Below are 21845 nucleotides of genomic sequence, written 5' to 3'. Positions count from 1 at the left end.
TAGAATGTATGCCATTTTATTTTACGATATTTCAAGCAGCGACGAAAAGGAGAAAAATAACGCTGCGCGCGTCCGAAAGGCGGTCGAGAAGTTTCTGCCTCGCGTGCAATTCAGCGTTTTCGAGGGTGAAATTAGAGCGAGCGATCTTAAAAAATTAATGGCGATTTTGCAAAAAGAATGCGCCAGCAAGCTTGATTCGGTAGTAATTTATACTTTTAATTCGCTTAAATATTCACAGCGCCTCGTCATCGGGTGCGATAAAAACGAGGCAATATTCAGCTAAAATTTAAGGATAAAGTATGCAAAAATCGGATCGCACGCATTTTATTTTGAGCCCAGGCCGATTGCGCCGCAAAGATAATAATCTATACTTCGATAAATTTAACGACGAGGGCGGAATTTTAACTAGTAAAATTTTGCCGATTAACGCGATTGATGAAATTTATATTTTGGCGCGGGTAGAGCTTGACACTTATGCTATGGCGTTTTTGGCTGATAATAACATTTTGCTGCATATTTTTAGCGCCTATCAGAGCTTCCGTGGCAGTTTTTTCCCAAATACTTCAAATTCTGTGAATAAAAGCGGCTTTGTGCTTTTGGCGCAGCTGCGGGCTTTTGACGATCTTTCTAAGCGCCTTTTTATCGCTCGCGAGATTACTCGCGCTCGCATATTAAACGCGGCTATTAATTGTAAGGTTTACGGTGTCTCGCTCGATACTGTGCCACATCTGGATGCTCTAGCGCACGCCTGCGACATAGCAGCAGTAATGGCAGTGGAAGGCGGCTTTGCCAAGCAGTATTTCGCGGCTTGGAACGAAATCATAGAGGATCAGCGCAGTTTTAAATTTACGACGCGCTCCAAACGCCCGCCGGCGGATAAAATTAATGCCCTCATTAGCTATGTAAATACGCGTATTTATAACGTCTGCCTCAGCGAAATTTACAAAACCGAGCTCGATCCGCGCATCGGCTTTTTGCACGAGCCAAACTACCGCGCGTTAAGCCTACATCTTGATCTTGCAGAGATTTTTAAGCCTATTTTAGGCGATAGATTAATTTTTGGAATGTTAAATAAACGCGAGATTACGGCAAAAGATTTTGAAACGGACGCGTGGCGTATTCGATTCGGTCGAGAAGCGGTGCAAAAGATCGAGCTAAAAATGATCGAGAAACTATCATCTTGCGCAAATGCAGCGGGACAGAGCTTAACCTGGCGTCAAATCATCCGTCGCGAGGCCAATCAGATTAAAAAATATGTCTGCGAAGGCGTGCCTTACGAGGGGTTGGTATGGCGGTAGGTTGGGCCTTCAAGTTTAAATTTATGTTTTTGAAATTTTGACTAGAATCACTTGCGCCTATAGATTGCGCCCTCTTAAGATGCATGTGCTTTTGAAATAAATTTGATCTGAAGCACGGAACGGCGAACGAATTGACTTTAAAAATGTATATGCTTTTGAAATTTTGGCTTTTTATTATTCACACTTCGATTTTTGAATATCTTTATATTTAGATTTTAACATTTGCACTCACGATACATATAGATAGCGATAAAGTTGCTTTTAAGATTTTGAAATGCCTAATTTTGGGCATTTAACAATCGGCGCTTTTTTAAATTTAGTCCATTTTAAGGCATAAAAATATATACTCCTAACACTTTCTACCTAGAAAAATGGCAAAATTCGTGCTGTAGAATTCCATCCCGTTGGGAATTGAAACAAACTTCTGCTTCACTCATTTGGAAAACAGATCCAAAGTAGAATTCCATCCCGTTGGGAATTGAAACTATGGACGACAGCCGCAGAGAAAAGCAAGCGACGAAGTAGAATTCTATTCCATTAGGAATTGAAACGTGATATACTTCATCACGTAGCCCGTGGCGTTGTGTAGAATTCCATCCCATTAGATAGAATTTCAAAGAATCTTGAGGTCACAATCATAGAATTTAATGCGTTTCTATATATTAGGAAATAAATTCCTAATGAGCAATTCCTGGCAAGCAAATCCTCCCTAGCAATTCTTAGCGGATAATCTTCATTGGCAAGATTCAGCCCTTTTTCTTATCCTTCTTGTTCTTGCGAGAGGGGCTTTCCAGCTTGCGCCAAGCCTCGCTTTTTTGGCTATCCTCCATTAGCACTATCTCCCTGGCGCCGTTTCGCACGAGGTTTGGATCCACCGCAAGCTCCTTCGCACCAATTTTTTCGGGATAGTCTATGCGCGAGAGTATGCAGCGGAAGGCGTTTAGCCGCGCGATCTTTTTGTCGTTGCTATCAAGGATTGTCCACGGCGCAAACTCGGTATTTGAAGCAAGCAGCATCGAGTATTTTGCGAGCGTGTATTGATTCCACAGCTCCTGCGATCTCGCATCCACCGGCGAGAGTTTGTATTGCTTCAGCGGGTCGGTGCGGCGCGATTCGAAGCGCCTTTTTTGCTCCTCTTTAGAAACTGAAAAGTAAAATTTAAACAAAATTATCCCTGCACTTACCAAAAGCTCCTCAAATTTAGGCACTTGGCGCAGGAAATCTTTATGCTCGGCGTGGGTGCAAAAGCCCATCACGGGCTCGACCATCGCGCGGTTGTACCAGCTGCGGTCAAAGATCGCAATCTCGCCGCCGCTTGGTAGGTGCGCGACGTAGCGCTGGAAGTACCACTGCGTCTTTTCGACGTTGCTCGGTTTTTCGAGCGCTACGATGCGGCATCCGCGTGGGTTTAGATGCTCGGTTAAACGCTTGATCGTGCCGCCTTTGCCCGCCGCGTCGCGCCCCTCCATCAAAATCAAAATTTTTAGCCCCTTTTCCTTCACGAATTTTTGCAGCTTCAAAAGCTCGATCTGGTATCTCTCAAGCAACGTCTCGTAGTCTTTGAACGAGATTTTTTCGTACTTTGAGCTTTTAAATTCTATCTCTTTCAGCGCTATTTCGCCCGTTTCGGTTTTGATCTCTTTGCTCATATAGCCTCCTAAAAATTTTAAGGAATTTTACAAAAAAGTTCTTTAGATTACACTATAAATTCATACTTATTACGTTAGAATGTAGGAAAAAATTTCAAAGGATAAAATTTGATCAGATCACTTATTTTGGCAGCGTTTTTTCTTTTAGGCTTGGGCGCCGAGCCCCTGAAACCCTCCGATGCGTTCAAGCTTAACGCGACGGCACAAAGCGACGGCGTAACGCTAAGCTTTGATATCGCGGACGGGGTCTATCTCTATCAAAACGAGATAAAAATTTTCATCGGCGGCTCGGAGGTCACAAATTTAATAAATCTGCCCGCCGCGACCGAATACAAGGATTATAAAATTTATGAGGGCAAATTTAGCATCGCCGTGCCTTTAGGCCTCGTGCTTGCAAATGCCGCAGACAGCGATGATTTCGTGCTTAACGGCGATTTTTTGGGTTGCACGAAATCGGGCTTTTGCTACCAGCCGCAGCAGTTCGGCTTTAGCTTCAAGCGCGTAGTGGAGGGCTATCAGATCAGCAAAATTTCAAACTCCGAGCTGAAAAGATACCGAAGCGCCGCAAATTCCACGCAGATTTCTGCCGCAGACAGCGCGCAGAGCGGGGCTGTAAATTTTAAAAGCAATTCTCAGGCTTCGGGCGCAGAGGCAAATTCCTTGGCAAACTCGCATGCGGCGGGAAATTTCCCGGCAAGCTCGGCTGAAAACGCTGCTGTAAATTCCGATGAATCCTCCGCGCACAAAAATCCAAGTGGCGCAAATTCCATCTCCGAGCAGGATAAAATTTTAAACGTTCTTAGCGGCAAGAGCTTCATCGCCGCGATCGCGCTGTTTTTCGGCTACGGCGTGTTGCTCTCGCTAAGTCCTTGCGTCTACCCGCTCATCCCGATTCTCTCGTCGATCATAGTGGCAAAAACCTCCTCCAAGCCGAGCGCGAAAACGAGCCTCGCCGTAAGCCTCGCGTATATTTTTGGAATGGCGAGCTCATATGCGATTTTAGGGGCTTTCGTGGCAGTTTTCGGGCAAAATTTACAAGGCCTGCTGCAAACTCCGCCCGCACTGATTTTAACTTCGCTCATATTTGCCGCGCTCGCGCTTTCGATGTTCGGATTTTACGAGATCCGCCTGCCTGCGCGCTTTCAAAATTTCTTAAACAGCAAAAGCGAAAAGAGCGGCGGTCTGATCGGAGTTTTTTCGATGGGGCTTATCTCGGCACTCGTCGTATCGCCGTGCATCTCCGCTCCGCTTGCGGGCGCGCTCGTTTATATCGCGGGCAGCGGCGACGTCCTGCTGGGCGCGGCGGCTCTTTTTGCGCTGGGGCTCGGAAGCGGTGCGCTGCTGCTTGTAGTTGGGCTCGGCGGCGCACTACCGAGACCCGGAGCTTGGATGGAGGCGGTGCCTAAAATTTTTGGCTTTTTGCTGCTTTTTACGGCGGTGTGGATTTCGCGCACGCTCATCGGCGAAAATTTAAGCCTGCTGATTTATGCGGTTTTAGGCGCGATCTTCGCAGGATTTTTGGGGCTGTTTGACGGCGGCGCGGGCGGGATAAAGCGCGCTTTAGCCCTTGTAATCGCTTTGTATTCGGCGCTGCTGCTCACGGGCTTTGCCAGCGGTGCAAAAGATTTTTCCAGGCCGCTTGGTAATCTAATCCCGCAAAATGCGAGATATTCCAGGGGCGGCTTGGGCGAGAGCTTGCAAGCGGGCGAAATTTCTAGCGCTCAAAATTTTGGCGGCGCGCATTTTTCGTTTGTGCGCGATTTGGCGCAGCTGCAGGGCGAAATAGAAAATTCCAAAAAGCCCGTGATAGTCGATTTTTGGGCTAGCTGGTGTAAAAATTGCGAGCAGAGCGAGCGGGCGTTTGCAGATCCTGCACTTGCCGGCGCGCTTGATAAATTTAGCCTCTTAAAGATCGATCTTAGCGAAGATAGCGAGCAAAATAGGGCGATAAAAGCGCATTTTAACGTATTCGGTCCGCCTACGATTCTGTTTTTTAAAGAGGGCGCCGAGATTACGAGCCTGCGCCAGATCGGTAGCGTAAATTCCGAAAAGCTGGCTGAGATTTTAAGCGAAATTTAGTGAAATTTAGATAGATTTCAAACAAAATTTAGTTTTAAGGATTGCGCGATGATAAGCAAAAATAGGGCTACGAAAGAGACCAAAATCGAGCTTGAGCTGGAGCTTTACGGATGCGGCTCGGCGCAGATACAAACGGGCATCGGTTTTTTCGATCATATGCTTAGCGCGTTTGCCAAGCACGCGTGGATCGATCTAAACCTGCGCTGCGAGGGCGATTTGCAGGTCGATTTTCACCACAGCGTCGAGGACTGCGGCATAGTGCTCGGAAGCGCGATCAAAGAGGCGATCTATCCCGCGCAAAACATCGAGCGCTTCGGTGATAGCGTCGTCGTGATGGACGAGGCGGCAGTTTCTGCGGCGCTTGATTTTTCCAACCGTGCGTTTTTGGTATTTGATTGCCCGAGCCTAAAGCACGGCAAGATCGGTGAATTCGACGCCGAGCTCGTGGAGGAATTTTTCCGCGCTTTGGCTTTCAACGCAAATTTCACGCTGCATATAAGCCAAATTCGTGGCGAAAATCTGCATCACGTCGCAGAAGCCGCGTTTAAGGCGTTCGCCGTCGCATTTCGTCGCGCGATAAGTATCAACGAGCGCGCCGGCGTGCCTAGCACGAAGGGCGTTTTATAGCGGTAAATGCGCGCTAAATTTAGTAAATTTGGCAATTCGCGGTTTTGTAATTTTATCGGCGTTTGAAATTTTACTCTCGCCGCTCGCTTAAAATCCGCGAAATTCCGTCTTTGCTAGAATTGATTTGCAAAGGCGCGCCGCTTGGCTGAAATTTTAAACCAGCGGCGTGCGTATAGGCTGTCTAAAATTTTGCGCTCGCATTGCGTCGAAATATCGCTTTGCGTATTAAATTTTGAAGGTGAGATATGGATTCTTTCTCGATTTTTATTTTCCTTTTGTTCGCGCTGCCGATAATTTCGTTTATTTGGTTCGTCGTGCGTTTAGTAAAATTTATCAGATCAAAAAACGAACCCGCGCGCCGCGGAAAGGATAAAATTTTTCTGATCTTTTCTGTGCTTACGCTTGCATGTTCCACGGGCGCGGTGGTCGGCTTTTTATGGCTACTTGACCGCGCACTTGCGCATATGTGAGATACAAAATGAGCGATGAAATTTTTCAAAAAACGATCGCCGTAATATTTACGGCGTGGGCGATCAGCGTTTGCGCGCTAGTCGCAGCGGCGCTATATCTTCAGAGTAAATGCTCGATCATCTCCTATATCGCAAACGGGAACTAAGATGAAGCGTGCAATTATCGCCATTTTGCTGGTGTTTATCTTGGCGGCTTTCGATTTTGCGTTTTACCGCCTCGTCGTGAAGCGATACGTAAATCAAAGTAGCGCCGAGATGCAGGCCAAATCGATCGAGCTGCATAAATTTCTGCCGTTTGATGAGGGTTCGCAGATCGTGCGCGCCAGCTCTAGCTTAAAACTTAGCGGCGATCTGCCGATAATAGACGGAGCAGCGGCTTTGTATCCCGTCTTTTCGGCATTCGTCGCGGCGAGCTATCCGAAGGACAGCGTGGAATTTGACGGGCAAAATTTCACGAGTGCTAGCAGGCTTAAATTTAGCAATACCCGCGACGCGTACAAGGCCATAAGCGACGGCGAGGCGGATCTCATTTTCGTCGCTGCTCCTTCGAAGCAGCAGCTTGCTTATGCGCAGGAAAAGGGCGCGCGCTTGCGCTTCGTGCCGATCGGGCTGGAGGCGTTCGTCTTTATCGTAAATGCGAATAACAAAGTATCTAATTTAAGCGTGGATCAGGTGCGAGGAATTTATTCGGGGCAATATAGCGATTGGTCGCAGCTAGGCGGCGAGCGCATGCGAATAGATGCCGTGCAGCGAAACGTAGGCAGCGGCAGCCAGAGCGCATTTTTGAAATTTATGGGCGAGACGCAGCCTAAGCGCAAGATCACGGGCTTTTTCGGCAGCGCGATCGGCTTTTCGTTTCGATACTACGTCGAAGGGATCGTGCAAAACGGCGGCGTGAAGATGCTTAGCCTAAACGGCGCGTATCCGAACAAAGAAAATATCGCTAGCCGCAAATACCCGCTCGTAGCCGAAATTTACGCGGTTTACGACGAAAATAACAAAAACGAAAATATCCGCATCTTGATAGATTGGATCCTTTCGCCGCAGGGGCAAAGTATCATCGAAAATAGCGGCTACGTGCCGATTAAAGGCTAAGATCGCAACTTAAATTTATACGGCGTTTGCCAAAAATTCAGCCAAATTTCGTTAAAATCACAAAATTTCGAAAAACGGAAACAAAGTGATAAAGATCATATTTTTAGACGTAGACGGCTGCCTTAGCGACGGTGGGCTGTACCATTCAAACGGCGGCGAAGAGATGAAGAAATTTAACGTAAAAGACGGGTTTGGCATCCAGGAGTGGCAGCGGCTGGGGCTAAAGGTCGCGATCATCACCGGCAAAAGCTCGCAAATCGTCGCAAATCGCGCGCGAGAGCTAAAGATCGATACGCTCTTTCAAGGCGAAAAAGACAAGCTCTCAAGGGCGGAGCAAATTTTAAAAAATTTTAACCTAAGCTTCGATGAGGCCGCTGCGATCGGCGATGATATAAATGATGCGAAGCTTTTAAATGCGGTCGCGATCAGCTTCAAGCCTGCCGATGCGCTAAACTCGCTAAAAGCGGATGTCGTGCTAAGCAAAAACGGCGGCTGCGGTGCGGTGCGCGAGATGATCGAAATGCTCGTCGATAAAAACGGCATGCGCGAAGAGTGGAATAGCAAATGGATGTAGTTTCGCAAGCGCGCGCGAGGGGTGAAATTCTGCGTAGATCAAGAAGGGCCGAGCGATGGTGATAAAAATTTTCTACGTCGCGATTGCGATCTTTTGCGTCGCGATGGTGTTTCTAAGCGTGCAGACGCCGTATTTTAGCGATATGTTTAGGCAGGATCTAAGCATTGCGAATATGGAGATGAAAAAGATCGTCGATTATCAGATCGGCGAGCTCGTGGATGCTAAATTTACCGCAGATGGCGGCACGCGCTATAAGGATCGCGACGAGTTTGTAAATTTTAAAGCCGAGGAGACCACTTCGGATCTAAATCACACTCTGGTTTCAAAGACTGCGACGCGCGCAGGCGAGCTGATAAAATTTAACGGCGACGCGCATTATATCAACACGGACGGCTTTGATTACACGGCGCAGGAGATCATCTACGATACGAGCAGTAAGATCGTCCGCTCCGACGTGCCGTACGTGCTGCGCCAAGGCGGCGACCGCATCACGGGCACAAGCATCAGCTATGACACCAAAACTAAACAAACAAACTCAAAAGGAATCCACGCATGGTATTTAATAAAAGATCAAAACTCCACAAACTAATACTCGCAGCCGCGCTAATTACGGGCTTTAGCGCGTCAGCTCTCAGCGCCGCGCAGGAGCAGGTCGAGGTCACGGCGGATAATTTTTTCGCCGATGAGATCAAGCAGATCAGCGTCCTAACAGGCAACGTCCGCATCAAAAAGGGCGCTTACGATACGCTAAATTCCGACAAAGTGACGATCTATTTCGACGCTAAGCGTCAGCCTACCAAATACGTCGCGACGGGAAACGCAAATTTTAAAATTTTACTCAATCAAAAGCATTACGACGGCAGAGGCGGTGTGCTGACCTATGATCCGACTATCGAGGCTTACACGCTCGAAAATAACGCCTATCTGCACGAAGCCGAGACCAAAAAGGAGGTTTACGGCGATAAGATCATCGTAAATCGCCAAAAGGGCACCTACGAAGTAAAAAGCGGCGGTGGCGAGAAAAAGCCCGTACGACTGATCTTTCAGGTCGAAGATCAAAACAAATGATCTATCCTAGCAGCGCGCAGTTTATCACCTCTGCCGCAAATATCGCGGGTGCGCCCGAGTTTGCGATGAGCGAAGTGGCGTTTTTGGGGCGTTCAAACGTCGGCAAAAGCAGCCTGATAAACGCGCTTACCGGGCGTAAAAACCTAGCCAAATCAAGCTCGACTCCTGGCAAAACGCAACTGATAAATTTTTTTGAAGTTAAATTTAAACAAAAGCTTGCCGCAGATTCGGACGACTCGCAAGCCAAAATGCCGCCCGATCTAGCGAGCAAAGGGGCTTTAAACTCGGATGCGAATTACGCGAGAGATTTTGCGGACGCTGCGGCGTCTGAGCGAAATTTAAAGCAGGACTCTATTTTAAATTTAAAAAGCGCTTCGGCGGATTTTGAATCGGATCGCCATGCGGATCTTGCGGCAGGTCTCGCGTCAAATTCCGCGCAAAGCTCTGAATTAAATTTTACGGGCAGATCCGCGCTAAATTTAGCGGACAATCCCGCTTTTTCCGATCTTGCGAGCTTGGGAGAAAATATCTCTTTGATCTTCGTGGATCTGCCCGGGTTCGGATACGCTAAAGTTTCTAAAAAACTGCATTATATCTGGCAGAAAAATCTCGACGAATTTATCAAGGAGCGCCTAAATATCAAGCTTTTCGTCCATCTCATCGACGCGAGGCAGTTTGATCTTGAAATAGATAAAAATTTACAAAACTATCTTTCTAGTTTTCTGCGCGGCGATCAAAAGGTCGTGAGGCTCTACACCAAAGCCGACAAGCTCAATCAAAGCGAGCGCGCAAAGCTTTTGAGGCACGATCCGCAGGCGATTTTGGTCTCTACGCTAAAGGGTAGCGGGCTTGCAAAAGCGCGCGAGATCATCGTGCGCAGGGCGTTTGGATTATGAAATTTCTAAATTTAAATACGCAAAATTTTACGGCGCAGAATTTCAATATAATTAAATTTAGCGGATATAAAATGCACCGCAAAAATTGCGCGAAGATTAGGGAAAATTTTAGATGATACGGCTAAAAAAAGCGCGCCTTTGCGACATTTCGCGTATGCAGGAGCTCGTAAAAGAGGAGGTGCAAAATGGCGTGATCTTGCCTCTTGAAAGCGATGAGATAGCTGCCAATATCCGCTCATACGTGCTGGCGTTCGGTTGCGATTCTAAGGCGGATAGGAGTTTTGATTCCAAGGAAAATTCCGATTTAAATTTAGCGCGCAATGCCGATTTAAATTTAATTCAAAGCTCCGCCGCAAATTTTGCCAAAAATTCTACTGAAAATTCAGCCGAAAATGCCGCGAGTAATTTTGCGCCGCAACTAGCTACGCCGCAAAGCGAAGCGCAAGCCGTATCCGAGGCGGGCTGCGCGCAAGCGGGCAAAGAGCAAATTTTACGGAGCGAATATTCACAAAGCGCAAGCGTTTTTCAGAACGACCTTTCGCAGCTTTGCGAATCGCAGTCTGCAAAAGATGCGGAAATTTTGGCGGGCTTTGCTTCGCTTAAAATTTTTAACGCCGATCTTGCCGAGGTGCGCTCGCTCATCGTCGCTCCGCAGTTTCGCAGGCGCGGCATTGCCAGAGCTATCGTAAACGAGCTGCTAGACGAGGCGAAATTTTACGGGCTAAAAAGCGTATTTACGCTCACTTATCAAAAGGAATTTTTTGAGCGCCTCGGTTTTATCGAAATCCCAAAGGACGAGCTGCCCGCGCAAAAAATTTGGGCTGATTGTATTAAATGCAAAAAGTTTCCGGTATGCAACGAAATCGCACTTATCTATACCTTATAGCGGACACGCTTTTTAGCGCGGGGGTTCTTTTCTACCTGCTTCTAAGTGCGGTGTATAGGGGGCTGCCGCCGCTGATCGGATTTTTTTTCACGGCGATGGTGGTGCAAAAATACGAAAACGACGTGAAATTTAAAAAGTTCGGCTTTAGCTGGTTTTTCTCTATTTTTTATCTGTTTTGCGCCGAACAGATCCACGGATTTAACCTATTTAGCGTAGCTATCGCGTATTGTATATTTTATTTCGTAGTCTATGAAAACTCATTTAAATATATTAAATTTAGAAATTTTTTGATCTGCTTTTACGTGATGATCAGCTATGTTTTGGTCTTTGTGGTGAGCAACGCGATCTCGGCGATCAAAAAGAGCGAGTATCTGCCTCTAAGCGGCGAGTATTTAAATTACATCGTGATTGAAATTTTGCTCGCTTTGCTCTTTTTTAAGGGGCGGCTGGTATGAGGCTGAAGTTTGTATTTGCTTTCGTGATACTATTTTTTAGCATGCTTTTGGTGAGAATCTATTATCTTTCGATCAAATCAAACGAATTCTACGAGCAGGTCGCCAAAAATAACGTCATCTCTACCGAATACATCCCGCCGGTGCGCGGTCAAATTTTAGACGCCAAAGGCCGCCCGCTCGCGATAAATAATCTCGGCTTTTCTCTATCGATCGCGCCGCATCTAAAGGACGCCGCGCTGCAAAGCGAGCTAAATAACATCTCCCGCTACTTCAAAGATCTCAACGTCACCGCGATGAGCAAGAGCTACAAGGACGCGAATTCCGCTTATAATCAAGACTTCATCGAAGTCGTGCCGTTTTTGGACTACAACGTCACGATACAGCATTTTGCAAGCTTGAGCCTGCACGAAAATATTAAAATTTCGCCCGCTTCGCAGCGCTTCTACCCTTACGGCGCGCTAGCTTCGCACATCATCGGCTACGTAGGCCGCGCAAATAAAAAGGATATCCAAAGCAACCCCCTAAGCGCGCTTACCGGATACAACGGCAGAAGCGGCGTCGAGGGGTATTATAACGAGCTTTTGCAGGGCAGCAAGGGCGAGCGCAAGACGAAGGTTACGGCGCTAAATCAGGTCGTAGAGGAGATCTCGATGCAAGAGCCCAGCAGCAGCGAAATTTCGCTTACCATCGATCTTGAGCTACAAAAATACCTCGAGGAAATTTTTAAAGATAAAGACGGCGTAGCGATTGTGATGGATCTGCGCGACGGCGCTATTATCGCGGCGGGCAGCTTCCCCGAGTACGATCTAAACACCTTCGTGGGCGGAATTTCACAGGCGCAGTGGGACGAGCTGATAAAAGACCCGCGCCATCCGTTTACAAATAAGCTCGTAAATGGCCTCTATCCGCCGGGCTCCGTAATTAAAATGGCTGTAGGGATGAGCTTTTTAAACAGCGGCAAGATCAACGAGAACTGGAGCGTGTTTTGCAGCGGCGCGATAGAGCTAGGGGGGCGTAAATTTCGCTGCTGGAAGAGCTGGGGTCACGGCCGCGTGAGCTTAGTAGAAGCGATTAAAGGCAGCTGCGACGTGTATTTTTACGAAGGCTCGCTGCTAGTGGGGATCGACTATATGTCCGCGTATCTGCAGCGTCTGGGGTTTGGTAGTAAAACAGGCGTCGATCTACCCAATGAGTTTGTAGGCACGATGCCTAATAAGGCCTGGAAAATGCAGAAATTTAAGCGCGCGTGGTATCAGGGTGAGACGGTCAATGCTTCGATCGGTCAGGGCGACGTGCTCGTCACCCCTATGCAGGTAGCTAAAAACACCGCGCAGATCGCCGCAGGCAAGGCTATCACGCCGCATTTTTTAAAAAGCATCGACGGCAAGCCGGTGGAATTTACCCCTACCGAGCTTTTCACGCCGAAAGAAAAGGCTCAGTTGCCCCTCGTGAGGCGCGGGATGTATGAGGTCGGTAACAACCCCGACGGAGGCACCGCCTATAAGCTCATCCATACCGCAGTAGTGCCTCTAGCGGTCAAGACCGGCACCGCGCAGGTCGTGGGCATCTCGCAGACTGCCAAAAAGCGAATAAAAGAAGCCGATATGGACTACTTCCACCGCTCGCACGCCTGGATGACGAGCTTTGGGCCGTACGACAAGCCGCAATACGCCGTAACAGTACTCGTAGAACACGGCGGCGGAGGCGGAAGCGCAGCAGGTCCCGTGATAATGCAAATCTACGAAAAGCTCGTCCAGATGGGCTACATCGACGCCAACGCAACGACTAACAAAGACAGCGCAAAGAAAACGAAGTAAGATGGAATTTTAAAATTATAAAATTTTAGAATTCTACTCGTCCTTCGCGGGCTTTAAATTTTGAAATTTATCCGCTTTGTAAGTCTTAAATTTTAAAATTTAGCGCAGTGCGGGAGGCTTTTAAATTTAGAATTTTACCCGTCCTTCGCGGACTTGAAATTTTAAAATTTAGAGCGGCAAAAGACCCTAAAATTGAGTAGATCAAAGCAGTTTTAAATTTTAAAATACATTATATATTAGCGCATACGCGAATATAAATATATCGTAGTATAATCCGAGAATTAAATTTTAAGGAGTAGAAAATGGCATTTGTAGCAGAATATATTTCTAAAGAGGATATCAAGAAATATGATATTATAAATCGTGTAGATCAGTGCTTGGCAAAATATCATTATGATCCACAGGAGCCTAATGAAATAAAGTGGTTGAACTGGGTAATCGACAGGCAAAGAGATATTTGGCTTATCTTTGTTTGTAGCCCGCATCTGCCTGATCCAAGAGACGGATATACCGGAGAGGAGATTTGGCTGCTTTATTATAAAGGTAGAGAAATCGAGCTTGATATAAGGCGAATTTATGATGAGACAACGAGTAAATATTTCACGGAAAATCCATTTAAAATCAAATATAAATTCCAAAGCGTAAATTCTGACATTGGGGATATTTCGATAGATGAGCTTTATGAAATTTTAAATGAAGCCTTGTCTGAGTATGGTAGTGGCGGTATTGAAAATAGGGAATATGTTCCAAAAGAACACGAAGTCGTAACTTTTCTGCACGATTAAATACAAAGGATAAAAAATGACGAGTAAACAAGCCGATCAAATTTTAGCAGATATTGCAGACGGTAAAGATGTGCGCACCAGTAGCGGCGCTAAGGTAACCGCTGAAAATTTTGAGAAATTTTTTCTAAACGATATGGTTAGAAAGCTAGGCACTAAAAGCGAAGGCGATATCTACGAGCATATAAGCGAATATAAATATGTCGTAGATATAAATTAAATATTAAATTTAAGGAGTAGAAAATGGCGTTTGAAAATGCAATCATCACTAAAGAGGATGATGAGAAGTATGGACTTAGCGAGATTTACTATAAGTACAATCCATTATATAAGATACTACCAAGTCAAAAGAGCTGGATTATAGATAAAAAACTGGATTGTTGGATTATGAAAACTCAATTATTTAATGATCCAGAGATAGATCACGCATATCTATCGAAAGTAATGTGGAAATTCTATTATAAAGGTGATATATTTGACATCGTTCTTGATTATGGATTAGATGAAAAAGTTTCAGGTATCCAATATAATAAAGTCTGGAAAGTATTGTCAATAGTGCCAAATGGTAGCGAAAAAATATCAGTAGATGAAATTTTATCACTTTTAAAAGAGCAACTTATAGTATTTGGGCTTGATGGACTATATAAGCAAGGTGAGAATTATAAAGTCACGTTGATAGATGCAAGAAAAGGATAAATGGTTTTTTATCCGATCAGAATTCAGCTCGGTAAATTTTAAAATTTAGCGCAGCGAAAGGCTTAAATTTGATGAGAGATCACGACAAAGAGTTTTGAAGGCGCCGAAATAAAACGCGATATAAAAGTCAAATTGATCTTAAAATCTATAAAGTAGGGGCTAGAGTGATAAAAGAGTTCATTAAAAAATGTTTTGAGCTAAAAGGGGTGAGGATTTTATTCTGGATCGCCTTGCTCCTTTTCACAATAGGATTGCTTGGGTATTATATTTGCTAGCATAGATGCGGTTTTTTTGACGGAATATAGAGGTTATGATATCGCGCATCCGTTTTCTATCGTTTTAAAAGCTTTTGAACTAACTTGGCACGAAGAAGCGGGCGATAGCGAAAGCGATATTTTCGGCGCTATGATATTGTATCTATTTTGCGCGACGGTAATTTTGCCTCTAATCATCTGCTGTTTTGTATTTTCCAAAATAAAGGCTTTTATTCTGCTAGATAAAATATCCGCCGCATCTGCATTTTTTATAAGTTTATTTTATACTTATTCGCTAGCTGTGATAATCCTAACAAGAGCCGATTTGACCTGGTTAGGTCATCTGTTTGATCGCCCAAATTTTAATTCTAATCTAATGCTGATAAGCGCTTTATCATCGCTAATAATCGCGTCCGTGGCGGTTTTTATTCTAAAAAGAAGAGATAAAATTTAATGCGGATAAGCTTATACTAGCATTGTTTTTCAGCTAAATTTTACGTAAATTAATACGTAAAATTTTATGAATAGAGCTTGAGATATGTGAATTTAAAAGAGGTAAATTTTGGAACGATCTTAAAATTTGCTTCCGCTTCAGATTTGAAATTTCAAGTTGCGCGGTTTGGAATTTCGATCATTGACTTTGAATTTTAAAATTCTAATCCTACCGACCTTTCAAAATTTTATAATCTAAAATCCTCGTGTTTCGAACCACGCAGCTTGAAGTCGCTGCTTCTTAAATTTAAAATTCTAAGCTCTGAGGCGCAGAACCTTGCTCGATAAATTTTAAAATCTAAGCCGGAATTTTGTTTGGTAAAAATTTTTATCGGGTAGGATTTGGCTCGATAAATTCTATAGAATGCTACTATGAAAGAGGAAAAGATGAAATTTTAAATAGAGCATTTCAATTCCCAACGGGATGGAATTCTACCATATCCTTATATGCCCTAAAATGCGCTCCAGTAGTGTTTCAATTCCCAACGGGATGGAATTCTACCCAAGCAAAGGCCACCGGCGTGCAGACTCGAAGCGGTTTCAATTCCCAACGGGATGGAATTCTACCCTACCCTTTTCACCTCGATCGGGCAGCGGTCGCTCAGTTTCAATTCCCAACGGGATGAAATTATACGGTATTTTTATATCGCTAGCGTGCCATTTGTGCTGTTTCAATTCCCAACGGGATGAAATTCTACCCGTTTTCACTTCCGATACGAACGCCCGGATTGGTTTCAATTCCCAACGGGAATTGAAATGCGAAACTCACATATCCCGCATTCACCGCCTTTCCGTAGAATTCTATTCCACTAGGAATTGAAACGCTCTTTGTACTGGCAGATATGGCTCGGCATAGGGTAAAATTACATCTTGTTTGTAATTGCTGCCAAAACCGATCAAAAAAAATCAAACCCCAAAAGCTTCGATGTGTAAAATTTCATCTATCCCCGTTTTAAAATTTAATGTGCCGTTCTGTAATATGCCTGTTTGTGCAAGCTGGTTCATCTTTACGGCATAATATGCAAAATTTTATAAAATTTTATGTTTATTTTATGCAGTATTCTGTATAATTCATACGGATAAACGAAGCGTTTTGCTATTTTTACTTATGAATAACACGATTTTTATTCATTTTATACGATTTTATGTATAATTAACGAATAAATTTGTATAATTTTCATATGTTAGAAACGAGCGATATATTCAACATTTTGCACAATGCCGTCGAGGCCAAAAACAACGGCAAAAAGATCTCGCACGCCGCGATGGCGCAGAGGTTAGGCGTGTCGATGCGGACGTATCAGGACTGGCGCTTGGGCACGACCAAGCCGCAAGCCGCGACCGCGATATGCCAGATGTTGTGCGAGCTCGATAGCGACGACGCTGCGTTTGTGCTGCATAAGATAAAAAAACTTATAGGAGAGTAGAGTGCAAAACATTACTTTGCAAGAAAAGCTGGATCTACAGGGCGTTTTTCGCGTGATTTATGAGAAAAAAGAGTCGAAATTCGCGATTTTTTATAAGGCGCTTTTGAAGAAATTTTTTAAAAATTTTAAAAAATAATTGGCGGAGGCATTTAATTATTATACTTTATGTAGCAAAGGCAGTAGTATCCATTAAATTTAGATGATTTTTCCTTTTTATGACGAGCACGCCGATATTCTTTGTTTTGCAGTTTCAAAGGTTGTTGCCAAATTCTTACTTTATAAAAATTTTTCCATCTTTCTGCCTCTTTGGTATCATCTAATTTAATTTTAAATTCTAACTTTGGCACATGATCTTAAATTTGTAGCGTAAATTTAATTGAAATTAATGCGGAATTCTTACTTTAACTTAGCTTTTAAGATCCCTAGCGTGCATTTTTACAAATATTTTGGAATTTGCTACTAAATAAGTTGCATTTAAATCTATTTATATTGCGGCAAATATACAGTTCGTTAAAATTTTAATTTGTGAGTAACTCCAAAATTTCATTAGTAATCCATAAATTTAACATATTTAGTAGGCGAATTGAAACCGAATGAAATTTCATATAAGTGCCCCATATTGTATCCTATCCCAGCCACAACTAATCTTTTTAAATTTTATAGCGAGATGAGAATTCTACCCATTTCCGCCGCAAAAGGCGTATCGCGTAAATCCGTTTTGATTTCAACAAGATAAATTCTACCTCCTACGCGAATCGTGCAATAAGCCCATTTAGGCGTTTCAATTTCCAAAGGACAGAATTATTCCACATTTCTACGGGACGCTATAAATGCAGTGGCAGAAGTTTTAATTCCCAACGGGATGGAATTCTACCAAAAGTGGGATACGAAAGAGCTGCTGCTCGATGAGTTTCAATTCCCAACGGGATGGGATTCTACCTGGGGCACCGGCGGAGAAATTCCTTTCGAAGAAAGTTTCAATTCCCAACGGGATGGAATTCTACTCGGGTTTATTAGGCTTAGTATTGTTATTATCAGGCTGTTTCAATTCCCAACGGATAGATTACCCGCCCAATTTATATTAATAAAGTATTAGATTTATCTCGCCAAATTTACTTAGCAGAAGCGCAGAATTTACCCCGCAGGATAAATTCCGCTAAATTTTACTTTGCCCTCTTTATCTCTATTTCGCCGTCACGCGCGCCGATTTCGATCCGATCGCCGGTTTTGATATCGTCGCTTAGGATCATATCGGCGATCTTATCCTCCACTAGATCGTAAAGTGCCCTGCGTAGCGGCCTTGCGCCATATTCGATATCAAAGCCCGCCGAGGCGATGAGCTTTTTGGCATTTTCGCTTAGGCTCGCGTTAATGCCGCGGTTTGCGAGTGTTTTTTGCAGACTCTTAAACATAATGCCCACGATTTTGATGAGATCGTCCTCGTTTAGGGCGTTGAAGATCACGATGTCGTCCAGGCGATTGATAAATTCGGGCTTGAAATAATTCTTCAGCTCGCTCTTTACCGCCTCCTCGCGCTCGGCAAGTGCGACCTCGCGCGGCTTGTCCACATTTTTGGCGTCAAGCTCCATAATCTTAGCCGAGCCGATATTGCTAGTTAGGATGATGATCGTGTTTTTGAAATCGACCGTAACGCCCTTGTTATCGGTCGCGCGTCCGTCGTCTAAAATTCCAAGCAGGATGTTAAAAACGTCCTTGTGCGCCTTTTCGATCTCATCAAAAAGCAGCACCGAGTAGGGCTTTCTGCGCACAGCTTCGGTAAGCTGTCCGCCCTCATCATAGCCCACGTATCCAGGAGGCGCGCCGAGTAGGCGCGAGACGCTGTGTTTTTCCATATATTCGCTCATATCAAAGCGGATCATCGCTCGCTCGTCGTCGAATAAAAACCTCGCTAAGCTCTTTGCGCTCTCGGTCTTGCCGACGCCGGTGGGGCCTAAAAATAAAAAGCTTCCGATCGGGCGATTTTCATTCACGAGCCCCGCTTTGTTGCGCTTGACGGCGCGAGCGATGGCGTGCAGCGCCTCATCCTGCCCCACGACGCTTTCTTTTAGATGCTCCTCGATGTGGAGGAATTTCTCCTTTTCGGAGGAGAGCATTTTACTTACCGAGATGCCCGTCCATTTGCTTAAAATTTCAGCCACGCTCTCCTCGTCCACGCGGTTTCGCAAAAGCACGCCGTTTTCTTTCATCGCGTCCCACTTCGCCTCAAGCTCCTTGACCTTTGCTTGCGCGGCGGGGATCTTGCCGTATTCGATCTCGGCAGCCTTGCTAAGATCGCCGTTGCGTCTTGCTAGGCTAGCTTCGTTTTTAAGGCTATCGATCGCTTTTTTTGCCTCGCTGATGCCGCCGAATACGGACTTTTCGTTTTCAAATTTAGCCTGAAGCGCGTTTTTCTGCTCGGTTAAATTTTCGATTTCTTTGTCGATCTGCGCAAGCCGCTCGTCGTTTTTGCCGTCATCCTCCATCTTAAGGGCTTCCTTTTCGACCTGAAGCGTGAGGATGTCGCGCTTAGCCTTGGCAAGCTCGTTGGGCTCGCTTTCGATCTGCATTTTAAGCTCCGCCGCCGCTTCGTCAATCAGATCGATCGCCTTATCAGGCAGAAATCTATCGCTGATGTAGCGGTCGCTTAGCCTTGCAGCCGCCACAAGCGCGCTATCGGTGATGGTGACGTTGTGATGCACCTCTAGCCGCTCTTTTATGCCGCGCAGGATCGCCGTAGCCTCGCTCACGCTAGGTTCTGCGACCGTTACGGGCTGGAAGCGGCGCTGAAGCGCGGCGTCTTTTTCAAAATACTTTCGATATTCTTTCAGCGTCGTAGCACCGATAGCGTGCAGCTCGCCGCGCGCGAGAGCGGGCTTTAGGATATTTGCGGCGTCCATAGAGCCTTCGCTTGCGCCCGCGCCTACGATGGTGTGAATTTCATCGATGAAAAGCACGACGTTCGCGGCTTTTACGACCTCGTTTATGACGGCTTTGAGCCTATCTTCAAACTCGCCGCGGTACTTCGCGCCCGCGATCAGCGCGCTCATATCAAGCGCGATGACGCGTTTGTTTTGCAGGCTAAGCGGGACCTCTTTTTTGGCGATCAGCTGCGCAAGACCCTCGACGACCGCGGTTTTTCCTACGCCCGGCTCGCCCAGTAGGATAGGGTTGTTTTTCGTCTTGCGGATTAAAATTTGCATCATTCGCGAGATCACCTCATCGCGGCCGATGACCGGATCGAGCTCGCCCGCGATCGCCTTGGCGGTGAGATCGACGCCGAATTTACTAAGCGCCTCAAGCGTCTCGTCGGCGGTTTGCGAATCGATGCTTTTACCGCCGCGAAGCGCTTCTAGCTCCTTTTTGATCTCGCTAAGATCTGCAAATTTAGATAGAATTTTCTTTAGAGGATCTACGTTTAAATTTGCGATCAGCCAGGTATCTACGGCGATAAATTTATCGCCCGAGCTCGTCATCAGCCCTTTTGCGAGCTCTAGCGAGTTCATCAGCTCGCGCGAGATTCGAACGTTTTCCTTCGTGACGTTTGAGCTCGTAGGCAAATTTGAAATTTCGCTTTTGATCTCAAGCTCGACTGCAGTCTTTTCGATACTAAATTTATTAAAAATTTGATTTAGCACCGAGCCGCTGTCGGCTACCAAAGCCCAAAGCATGTGCAATACGCCCACTTCGCTATTTTTGGAATGGATCGCCAAAGAAACGCTGCTTTCAAGCAAAGAGCGCATTTTATCGGTTAAAATTTCAATAGTTTCGTTCATAAATTTCTCCTAAAGTTGAAGTTGGTAGCATTATATAACTTTAGTGTCTTTATGTCAAGGTTTTTTAGTGAGATTTTAAAATTTTCGGCTTAAATTTATCCGTAAACGCGCAAATTTCGTATGAAATTTACCTTATTTTTAGCCAATTTTCTATAAAATTCACTCCATTTTACTTTCAAGGATAAACTTTGCGACAAAAACACCTCTTCTTCGGCTTGGGATTCATATTTTCTCTATTTTTAGGCGTTAGTTTTTTTACCGGAAATTTACAAGCCAGAGAGGTCAATGCGACCAAAAAGCCAGACAGCGAAAAAACGCGTCTGGAGGCGCTAGCTAAGCTTACCAAAACGCTTGCGATCGTCGAAAACAATTATGTCGATGAGATGACTTTTTCCGAGCTTGTGGATAAGACGATCTCGGGGCTTATGAATAACCTCGACGCGCACTCAAGCTACATGGACGAAAAGGCGTTTAATGATACGAAAGTCCAGACCGAAGGCGAGTTTGGCGGGCTTGGAATTCAGGTGGGTATGAAAGACGGCGCTCTGACCGTCATCTCGCCTATCGAGGGTACGCCGGCGGATAAAAAGGGCATTCAGGCTAACGACGTGATCTTGCGTATCGACGGCAATGCGACCTTCGGCATCACGATCGACGATGCGGTCTCAAAAATGCGCGGCAAGCCAAAAACCAAAATCACTCTAACGATCGTGCGCAAGGGAGTTAGCAAGCCTTTTGACGTCGAGATTATCCGCGACATAATCAAAGTAGAATCGGTCTATGCCAAGATGATCGAGGATGATAAAATTTTATATCTGCGCGTTACTAATTTCGATCAGCACGTGGTTCCTGACGCGAGCAAATTTATAAAAGAGCATAAAGACGCCAAGGGTATTATTTTGGATCTGCGAAACAACCCGGGCGGGCTTTTGGATCAAGCGATCGGGCTTGTAAATTTATTCGTAAGCAAAGGTCTTATCGTCTCTCAAAAAGGGCGTGCGAAAAACGAAACCGAAGCGCATAACGCCGATCCTAAAAAGAAGATCACCGATCTACCGCTTGTGGTGTTAGTAAACGGCGGCAGCGCAAGCGCGAGCGAGATCGTAAGCGGCTCGCTTCAGGATCTAAAGCGCGCCGTGCTGGTTGGTGAAAAAACTTTTGGTAAGGGAAGCGTGCAGGTGATCCTACCGATCGAGGATAAAGAAGCCTTGCGACTAACCATCGCGCGTTACTATCTCTCAAGCGGTCGCACCATCCAAGCGGTGGGCGTGACGCCTGATCTCATAGTGGCGCCGGGCAAGGTGCCGAGCCGCGACGAGGATGAATTCTCGCTAAAAGAAGCCGATCTCAAAAAGCATTTGCAAGGCGAGTTAGCCAAGGTCGAGACCAAGAAAAAAGATGCTCAGAAAAAGGATGATAAAAATTTCATCACTGCAGAGCAGATTAATAACGATATCCAGTTAAAAACCGCAATAGACGCGATAAAAATTCTAAACATCAAGTAAGG

General features: G+C 45.4%; 22 protein-coding genes and 2 pseudogenes. 22 read left to right on the top strand and 2 right to left on the bottom strand.

Annotation, left to right across the window (positions count from 1 at the left end):
* Positions 1 to 4 precede the first annotated feature (4 nt).
* Both cas2 and cas1 read left to right on the top strand, forming a co-directional pair.
* Entirely contained in the window at positions 5 to 283 is a 279-nt protein-coding gene (gene cas2 / locus CGRAC_RS06840) for a CRISPR-associated endonuclease Cas2 (protein ID WP_005869129.1), read from the top strand.
* A 16-nt stretch (positions 284 to 299) separates the two neighbouring features.
* Positions 300 to 1298 (top strand): CRISPR-associated endonuclease Cas1, encoded by a 999-nt coding sequence (gene cas1 / locus CGRAC_RS06835; RefSeq protein ID WP_005869127.1) that lies wholly within the window; start codon positions 300 to 302, stop codon positions 1296 to 1298.
* A gap of 746 nt (positions 1299 to 2044) precedes the next feature.
* Here cas1 and ppk2 read toward each other — a convergent pair.
* Positions 2045 to 2947: a polyphosphate kinase 2 gene (ppk2, locus tag CGRAC_RS06830; RefSeq protein ID WP_005869125.1), complete on the bottom strand. Its 903-nt coding sequence runs from the start codon at positions 2945 to 2947 to the stop codon at positions 2045 to 2047.
* A 108-nt stretch (positions 2948 to 3055) separates the two neighbouring features.
* Between ppk2 and dsbD the strand changes: the two genes are divergently transcribed.
* From dsbD to CGRAC_RS12750, 19 genes and pseudogenes are all read left to right on the top strand, one after another.
* Positions 3056 to 5026, top strand: coding sequence for a protein-disulfide reductase DsbD (gene dsbD / locus CGRAC_RS06825; protein ID WP_005869120.1), 1971 nt, complete (start codon positions 3056 to 3058; stop codon positions 5024 to 5026).
* Positions 5027 to 5074: 48 nt separating this feature from the next.
* Positions 5075 to 5653, top strand: a complete 579-nt coding sequence (hisB, locus tag CGRAC_RS06820) for an imidazoleglycerol-phosphate dehydratase HisB (protein WP_005869119.1) — start codon at positions 5075 to 5077, stop codon at positions 5651 to 5653.
* Between the two features lie 245 nt (positions 5654 to 5898).
* On the top strand, positions 5899 to 6123 hold the full coding sequence (locus CGRAC_RS06815) for a hypothetical protein (protein ID WP_005869118.1): 225 nt from the start codon (positions 5899 to 5901) through the stop codon (positions 6121 to 6123).
* An 8-nt stretch (positions 6124 to 6131) separates the two neighbouring features.
* Entirely contained in the window at positions 6132 to 6269 is a 138-nt protein-coding gene (locus CGRAC_RS11925) for a hypothetical protein (RefSeq protein WP_005869117.1), read from the top strand.
* Between the two features lies 1 nt (position 6270).
* Positions 6271 to 7218, top strand: a complete 948-nt coding sequence (locus CGRAC_RS06810) for a PstS family phosphate ABC transporter substrate-binding protein (RefSeq protein ID WP_005869116.1) — start codon at positions 6271 to 6273, stop codon at positions 7216 to 7218.
* Between the two features lie 85 nt (positions 7219 to 7303).
* Complete coding sequence (locus CGRAC_RS06805) at positions 7304 to 7792, top strand: KdsC family phosphatase (protein WP_005869115.1); 489 nt, start codon at positions 7304 to 7306, stop codon at positions 7790 to 7792.
* Positions 7793 to 7847: 55 nt separating this feature from the next.
* On the top strand, positions 7848 to 8381 hold the full coding sequence (gene lptC, locus CGRAC_RS06800) for an LPS export ABC transporter periplasmic protein LptC (RefSeq protein ID WP_005869113.1): 534 nt from the start codon (positions 7848 to 7850) through the stop codon (positions 8379 to 8381).
* A complete protein-coding gene (lptA, locus tag CGRAC_RS06795; protein ID WP_005869111.1) occupies positions 8345 to 8860 on the top strand; it encodes a lipopolysaccharide transport periplasmic protein LptA in 516 nt (171 codons plus the stop codon). The genes lptC and lptA overlap by 37 nt, the downstream gene beginning before the upstream one ends.
* Positions 8857 to 9069, top strand: a pseudogene (locus tag CGRAC_RS12930) (GTPase); the annotation flags it as partial. The gene lptA and the pseudogene CGRAC_RS12930, both read left to right, overlap by 4 nt.
* A gap of 312 nt (positions 9070 to 9381) precedes the next feature.
* Positions 9382 to 9756 (top strand): annotated as a pseudogene (locus CGRAC_RS12925) (ribosome biogenesis GTP-binding protein YihA/YsxC); the annotation flags it as partial.
* A gap of 112 nt (positions 9757 to 9868) precedes the next feature.
* Positions 9869 to 10642 carry a GNAT family N-acetyltransferase gene (locus CGRAC_RS11545; protein WP_005869106.1) on the top strand — a complete coding sequence of 258 codons (774 nt, stop codon included), beginning with the start codon at positions 9869 to 9871 and terminating at the stop codon, positions 10640 to 10642.
* Positions 10609 to 11097, top strand: a complete 489-nt coding sequence (locus CGRAC_RS06780; RefSeq protein ID WP_005869105.1) for a hypothetical protein — start codon at positions 10609 to 10611, stop codon at positions 11095 to 11097. The genes CGRAC_RS11545 and CGRAC_RS06780 overlap by 34 nt, the downstream gene beginning before the upstream one ends.
* Positions 11094 to 12914 carry a penicillin-binding protein 2 gene (gene mrdA, locus CGRAC_RS06775; RefSeq protein ID WP_005869104.1) on the top strand — a complete coding sequence of 607 codons (1821 nt, stop codon included), beginning with the start codon at positions 11094 to 11096 and terminating at the stop codon, positions 12912 to 12914. The genes CGRAC_RS06780 and mrdA overlap by 4 nt, the downstream gene beginning before the upstream one ends.
* Before the next feature lie 302 nt (positions 12915 to 13216).
* The gene (locus CGRAC_RS06770; RefSeq protein ID WP_005869100.1) at positions 13217 to 13699 is read left to right on the top strand and encodes a hypothetical protein; all 483 of its coding nucleotides are present in this window, start codon (positions 13217 to 13219) and stop codon (positions 13697 to 13699) included.
* A 16-nt stretch (positions 13700 to 13715) separates the two neighbouring features.
* Positions 13716 to 13916, top strand: coding sequence for a hypothetical protein (locus tag CGRAC_RS06765; RefSeq protein ID WP_005869098.1), 201 nt, complete (start codon positions 13716 to 13718; stop codon positions 13914 to 13916).
* A 23-nt stretch (positions 13917 to 13939) separates the two neighbouring features.
* Positions 13940 to 14392, top strand: coding sequence for a hypothetical protein (locus tag CGRAC_RS06760; protein WP_005869096.1), 453 nt, complete (start codon positions 13940 to 13942; stop codon positions 14390 to 14392).
* 255 nt (positions 14393 to 14647) lie between these two features.
* The gene (locus CGRAC_RS06755; protein WP_005869094.1) at positions 14648 to 15100 is read left to right on the top strand and encodes a hypothetical protein; all 453 of its coding nucleotides are present in this window, start codon (positions 14648 to 14650) and stop codon (positions 15098 to 15100) included.
* Between the two features lie 1219 nt (positions 15101 to 16319).
* The gene (locus CGRAC_RS06750; protein ID WP_040303199.1) at positions 16320 to 16565 is read left to right on the top strand and encodes a helix-turn-helix domain-containing protein; all 246 of its coding nucleotides are present in this window, start codon (positions 16320 to 16322) and stop codon (positions 16563 to 16565) included.
* 1 nt (position 16566) lies between these two features.
* Positions 16567 to 16701, top strand: a complete 135-nt coding sequence (locus CGRAC_RS12750; RefSeq protein ID WP_005869088.1) for a hypothetical protein — start codon at positions 16567 to 16569, stop codon at positions 16699 to 16701.
* 1027 nt (positions 16702 to 17728) lie between these two features.
* On the opposite strand, the gene CGRAC_RS06740 is transcribed toward CGRAC_RS12750, so the two are convergent.
* Positions 17729 to 20338 (bottom strand): ATP-dependent Clp protease ATP-binding subunit, encoded by a 2610-nt coding sequence (locus tag CGRAC_RS06740; RefSeq protein WP_005869085.1) that lies wholly within the window; start codon positions 20336 to 20338, stop codon positions 17729 to 17731.
* Positions 20339 to 20526: 188 nt separating this feature from the next.
* Here CGRAC_RS06740 and CGRAC_RS06735 point away from each other — a divergent pair, with 188 nt between their 5' ends.
* The gene (locus CGRAC_RS06735) at positions 20527 to 21843 is read left to right on the top strand and encodes a S41 family peptidase (RefSeq protein ID WP_005869084.1); all 1317 of its coding nucleotides are present in this window, start codon (positions 20527 to 20529) and stop codon (positions 21841 to 21843) included.
* Positions 21844 to 21845: the final 2 nt, after the last annotated feature.

The sequence above is a fragment of the Campylobacter gracilis genome, assembly GCF_001190745.1.
Lineage (GTDB): Bacteria > Campylobacterota > Campylobacteria > Campylobacterales > Campylobacteraceae > Campylobacter_B > Campylobacter_B gracilis.
This window is presented reverse-complemented; position numbering and strand designations above follow the sequence as displayed.

Bases quoted from the DNA above. Each gene is read 5' to 3' on its own strand.
- hisB (WP_005869119.1), top strand. From the start codon at position 5,075: ATGATAAGCAAAAATAGGGCTACGAAAGAGACCAAAATCGAGCTTGAG.
- lptA (WP_005869111.1), top strand. From the start codon at position 8,345: ATGGTATTTAATAAAAGATCAAAACTCCACAAACTAATACTCGCAGCC.
- CGRAC_RS06815 (WP_005869118.1), top strand. From the start codon at position 5,899: ATGGATTCTTTCTCGATTTTTATTTTCCTTTTGTTCGCGCTGCCGATA.
- CGRAC_RS06780 (WP_005869105.1), top strand. From the start codon at position 10,609: ATGCAACGAAATCGCACTTATCTATACCTTATAGCGGACACGCTTTTT.
- CGRAC_RS11925 (WP_005869117.1), top strand. From the start codon at position 6,132: ATGAGCGATGAAATTTTTCAAAAAACGATCGCCGTAATATTTACGGCG.
- ppk2 (WP_005869125.1), bottom strand. From the start codon at position 2,947: ATGAGCAAAGAGATCAAAACCGAAACGGGCGAAATAGCGCTGAAAGAG.
- CGRAC_RS06770 (WP_005869100.1), top strand. From the start codon at position 13,217: ATGGCATTTGTAGCAGAATATATTTCTAAAGAGGATATCAAGAAATAT.
- CGRAC_RS06760 (WP_005869096.1), top strand. From the start codon at position 13,940: ATGGCGTTTGAAAATGCAATCATCACTAAAGAGGATGATGAGAAGTAT.
- cas1 (WP_005869127.1), top strand. From the start codon at position 300: ATGCAAAAATCGGATCGCACGCATTTTATTTTGAGCCCAGGCCGATTG.
- cas2 (WP_005869129.1), top strand. From the start codon at position 5: ATGTATGCCATTTTATTTTACGATATTTCAAGCAGCGACGAAAAGGAG.
- mrdA (WP_005869104.1), top strand. From the start codon at position 11,094: ATGAGGCTGAAGTTTGTATTTGCTTTCGTGATACTATTTTTTAGCATG.
- lptC (WP_005869113.1), top strand. From the start codon at position 7,848: ATGGTGATAAAAATTTTCTACGTCGCGATTGCGATCTTTTGCGTCGCG.
- CGRAC_RS06810 (WP_005869116.1), top strand. From the start codon at position 6,271: ATGAAGCGTGCAATTATCGCCATTTTGCTGGTGTTTATCTTGGCGGCT.
- CGRAC_RS06740 (WP_005869085.1), bottom strand. From the start codon at position 20,338: ATGAACGAAACTATTGAAATTTTAACCGATAAAATGCGCTCTTTGCTT.
- CGRAC_RS06765 (WP_005869098.1), top strand. From the start codon at position 13,716: ATGACGAGTAAACAAGCCGATCAAATTTTAGCAGATATTGCAGACGGT.
- CGRAC_RS06750 (WP_040303199.1), top strand. From the start codon at position 16,320: ATGTTAGAAACGAGCGATATATTCAACATTTTGCACAATGCCGTCGAG.
- CGRAC_RS11545 (WP_005869106.1), top strand. From the start codon at position 9,869: ATGATACGGCTAAAAAAAGCGCGCCTTTGCGACATTTCGCGTATGCAG.